The sequence below is a fragment of the Stenotrophomonas sp. 2YAF22 genome (assembly GCF_052114665.1).
In the GTDB taxonomy this organism is placed as follows: Bacteria; Pseudomonadota; Gammaproteobacteria; order Xanthomonadales; family Xanthomonadaceae; genus Stenotrophomonas; species Stenotrophomonas indicatrix.
Window position 1 is genome coordinate 1 of record NZ_JBFRFE010000324.1, and the last position, 4,775, is coordinate 4,775.

The 4,775-nt window shown below is 64.8% G+C and carries 3 protein-coding genes; all 3 read right to left on the reverse strand.

What is annotated here, in order from left to right:
• Positions 1-921 (reverse strand): 2-methylaconitate cis-trans isomerase PrpF (gene prpF / locus AB4Y84_RS13460; RefSeq protein ID WP_442250272.1); only part of this gene is annotated, 921 nt, incomplete at its 3' end.
• 51 nt (positions 922-972) lie between these two features.
• Positions 973-3,591, reverse strand: a complete 2,619-nt coding sequence (acnD, locus tag AB4Y84_RS13465) for a Fe/S-dependent 2-methylisocitrate dehydratase AcnD (protein WP_312106607.1) — start codon at positions 3,589-3,591, stop codon at positions 973-975.
• A 109-nt stretch (positions 3,592-3,700) separates the two neighbouring features.
• A partial coding sequence (gene prpC / locus AB4Y84_RS13470; RefSeq protein ID WP_442250273.1) for a bifunctional 2-methylcitrate synthase/citrate synthase occupies positions 3,701-4,775 on the reverse strand: 1,075 nt, incomplete at its 5' end.

Below are 4,775 nucleotides of genomic sequence, written 5' to 3' on the forward strand. Positions count from 1 at the left end.
CGACAGCGCGCGGGCATGCAGATCGATGTCCGCGGCCGGGATCGCCCTGCCGCTGGAGGAAACGTAGTCCTGCGCAGGGGCGACGAAGGCCACCTTCGGCGTGTGCTGGCGGGTCGCCGCGTCTTCCAGTTTCTGGATCAGGCCCATGCGCAGGGCGCCGTAGGCACGGATCTTCTCGAAGCGCTCCAGCGCCGCTTTGTCTTCATTGATCGCCGGCTGCAGTTCGGTGCCGGTGTAACCGAGATCGGCGGCGTTGAGGAAGATGGTCGGGATGCCGGCGGTGATCATCGTCACTTCGAAACTACCCTCGCCCGGCACGTCCAGCCTATCGACCAGGTTGCCGGTGGGGAACATCGCACCGGCGTCACCATCGTCGGACGGATCGAGGAATTCCAGCTGGATCTCGGCAGCCGGGAAGGTCACGCCATCCAGCTCGAAATCGCCAATCTCCTGCACCTGCCCATCGCGCATCGGCACATGGGCGATGATGGTCTTGCCTATGTTGGCCTGCCAGATGCGCACGGTGCAAAGGCCATCGTGCGGCACGCGGGCCGGATCGATCAGGCCGTTGGCGATCGCGAACGGACCAACGGCGGTGCTGAGATTGCCGCAGTTGCCGCTCCAGTCCACGAATGCGGTATCGATCGACACCTGGCCGTACAGGTAGTCCACATCGTGATCAGGCACCGAGGCGGTGGAGATGATCACGCACTTGCTGGTGCTGGAGGTGGCCCCACCCATACCGTCGGTCTGCTTGCCATACGGGTCGGGCGAGCCGATCACGCGCATCAGCAGCGCATCGCGTGCGGCGCCCGGCACCTGCGCGGCTTCGGGCAGGTCCTGCAGGCGGAAGAACACGCCCTTGCTGGTACCACCGCGCATGTAGGTGGCGGGAATACGGAGTTGCGGGAGAAATGCCATGGAACGGTTCCTTGCAATGAAAGACGGCCCGTTGCCGGGCCGTCGGATGCCTTACGCCACCTTGGCGCCTTCCAGGAAGTCCTGGGCGAAGCGCTGCAGTACGCCGCCGGCCTCGTAGATCGCCACTTCCTCGTCACTGTCCAGGCGGCAGGTGACCGGCACGATAACGTCCTGGCCGTCGCGGCGGTGGATGACCACACGCAACTCTGCGCGCGGTGTACGTTCACCGATGACGTCGAAGGTTTCGGTGCCATCGATGCCCAGCGTCAGGCGGGTGGTGCCCGGCTTGAACTCCAGCGGCAGCACGCCCATGCCGATCAGGTTGGTGCGGTGGATGCGCTCGAAGCCTTCGGCAACGATGGCCTCCACGCCAGCCAGGCGCACGCCCTTGGCGGCCCAGTCACGCGAAGAGCCCTGCCCGTAGTCGGCACCGGCGATGATGATCAGCGGTTGCTTGCGCTCCATGTAGGTCTCGATCGCTTCCCACATGCGCATCACCTTGCCTTCCGGCTCGACGCGCGCCAGCGAACCTTGTTTCACGCTGCCGTCTTCATTGCGCACCATCTCGTTGAACAGCTTCGGATTGGCGAAGGTGGCACGCTGCGCGGTCAGATGGTCACCGCGGTGGGTGGCGTAGGAATTGAAGTCCTCTTCCGGCAAGCCCATCTTCGCCAGGTATTCGCCAGCCGCACTCGAGGCCAGGATCGCGTTGGACGGCGACAGGTGGTCGGTGGTGATGTTGTCGGGCAACACCGCCAGCGCACGCATGCCGGCCAGCGAGCGCTCACCGGCCAGTGCACCTTCCCAGTACGGCGGACGACGGATGTAGGTGCTCTGCGGGCGCCAGTCGTACAGAGGGCTCACCGCTGCGCCGTGCTCAACGCGTACGTTGAACATCGGGTTGTAGACGCTGCGGAACTGCTCCGGCTTCACCGCCGCCTTCACCACCGCATCGATCTCGGCATCACTCGGCCAGATGTCCTTCAGGCGCACTTCGTTGCCGTCGTTGTCCACGCCCAGCACATCCTTCTCGATGTCAAAGCGGATGGTACCGGCGATGGCGTAGGCGATCACCAGCGGCGGCGAGGCCAGGAACGCCTGCTTCGCATACGGATGGATGCGGCCGTCGAAGTTGCGGTTGCCCGACAGTACCGCCGTGGCGTACAGGTCACGGTCGATGATTTCCTGCTGGATCTTCGGATCCAGCGCGCCGCTCATGCCATTGCAGGTGGTGCAGGCGAAGGCAACGATGCCGAAGCCCAGCTTCTCCAGGTCCGGCAGCAGGCCCGCTTCTTCCAGGTACAGCTGCACTGCCTTGGAACCGGGTGCCAGCGACGACTTCACCCAAGGCTTGCGCAGCAGSCCGCGCTCGTTGGCCTTGCGTGCCAGCAGGCCGGCGGCGATCACGTTGCGCGGGTTGGAGGTATTGGTGCAGCTGGTGATGGCAGCAATGATCACCGCGCCATCAGGCATCAGGCCCTGTGCCTGCTCGGCCTTGCCGGCTTCCAGCTTGGCGGCATCGGCGATGCCGCGCTCGACCAGTTCCGATACCGGCAGGCGGCGATGCGGATTGCTCGGGCCGGCCATGTTGCGCACCACCGTCGACAGATCGAAGCGCAGCACGCGCTCGTATTCCGCAGTGGCCAGGTCATCGGCCCACAGGCCGGTGCTGCGTGCGTAGTTCTCAACCAGTGCGACCTGCTTTTCCTCGCGACCGGTCAGGCGCAGGTAGTCGATGGTCTGGCCATCGATGTAGAACATCGCGGCGGTTGCGCCGTATTCGGGGCACATGTTGGAGATGGTGGCGCGATCACCGATGGTGAGTGCAGCGGCACCTTCGCCGAAGAATTCAAGCCAAGCGCCGACCACGCGCTCCTTGCGCAGGAATTCGGTCAGGGCCAGCACCACGTCGGTGGCGGTGATATCCGGCTGCGGCCGGCCGGTCAACTCGACACCGATGATGTCCGGCAGGCGCATCCACGACGCACGGCCCAGCATCACGTTCTCTGCTTCCAGGCCACCCACGCCGATGGCGATCACGCCCAGCGCATCCACGTGCGGGGTGTGGCTGTCGGTGCCCACGCAGGTATCGGGGAAGGCGACGCCGTCCTGCACGTAGATCACCGGCGACATCTTCTCCAGGTTGATCTGATGCATGATGCCGTTACCCGGCGGAATCACGTCCACGTTCTCGAAGGCCAGCTTGGTCCAGTCGATGAAGTGGAAGCGGTCCTCGTTGCGGCGGTCCTCGATGGCGCGGTTCTTCTCGAACGCCTGCGGATCGAAACCACCGCACTCCACTGCCAGCGAGTGATCGACGATCAGCTGCACCGGCACCACCGGGTTGACCTTGGCCGGATCACCGCCCTTGTCGGCGATCGCATCGCGCAGGCCCGCCAGATCGACCAGTGCGGTCTGGCCGAGGATGTCATGGCATACCACGCGCGCCGGGAACCACGGGAAATCCAGGTCACGACGGCGCTCGATCAGCTGCTTCAGCGAATCGGTCAGCGTGGCCGGGTCGCAGCGACGCACCAGGTTTTCGGCCAGCACGCGCGAGGTGTACGGCAGCGTGGCGTAGGCACCGGGCTGGATCGCATCGACGGCGGCGCGCGCGTCGAAATAGTCCAGCGAGGCGCCGGGGAGGGTCTTGCGGTAATCGGTATTCATGGGCTGGCGGAATGCTCGTGGCGGGCCGGGTGCCGGCAATACGGCGGTGACGGCATCCGGCCGGCACGGGGCCGGCCGGATGCATGCAGCAGTGCAACAGTGGCGATGATCAGGAACGCTTGTCGATGGCCACGAAGTCGCGATCTTCCGGGCCGATGTAGTTGGCGCTCGGGCGGATGATCTTGCCGTCGATACGCTGTTCGACGATGTGCGCGCTCCAGCCGGCGGTGCGGGCGATCACGAACAGGGGGGTGAACATCGCGGTCGGCACGCCCATCATGTGGTAGCTGACGGCACTGAACCAGTCCAGGTTCGGGAACATCTTCTTGATGTCCCACATCACCGTTTCCAGGCGCTCGGCGATGTCGTACATCTTCATGCTCGACTGCTCTTCGGACAGTTCGCGGGCGACGTCCTTGATCACCTTGTTGCGCGGATCGGAGACGGTGTAGACCGGGTGGCCGAAACCGATCACCACTTCTTTGCGCTCGACGCGGGCCTTGATGTCTTCCTCGGCTTCGTCCGGATTGTCATAGCGCTTCTGCACTTCGAACGCCACTTCGTTGGCGCCGCCGTGCTTGGGGCCGCGCAGTGCGCCGATGCCACCGCAGATCGCGCTGTACATGTCGCTGCCGGTGCCGGCGATGACGCGGCACGCGAAGGTCGAGGCGTTGAACTCGTGCTCGGCGTACAGGATCAGCGAGGTGTGCATCGCCTTCACCCACGAATCCTGCGGCTTCTCGCCGTGCAGCAGGTGCAGGAAGTGGCCACCGATGGAGTCATCGTCGGTTTCCACGTCGATCGCACGGCCGTTGTGGCTCCAGTGGTACCAGTAAAGCAGCATCGAACCGAGGCAGGCCATCAGCTTGTCGGCGATGTCGCGCGCGCCCGGATGATTGTGATCGTCCTTCTCCGGCGCCACGCAGCCGAGCACGGACACGCCGGTGCGCATCACATCCATCGGGTGTGCTGACGGCGGCAGTTCTTCCAGCGCAGCCTTCACCGCGGCCGGAATGCCACGCAGCGACTTCAGCTTGGCCTTGTAGGAAACCAGCTCGGCGCGGGTCGGCAGCTTGCCATGCACCAGCAGGTAGGCGATTTCCTCGAACTCGCTGGTGTTGGCCAGGTCCAGGATGTCATAGCCACGGTAGTGCAGGTCGTTGCCACTGCGGCCGACGCTGCAC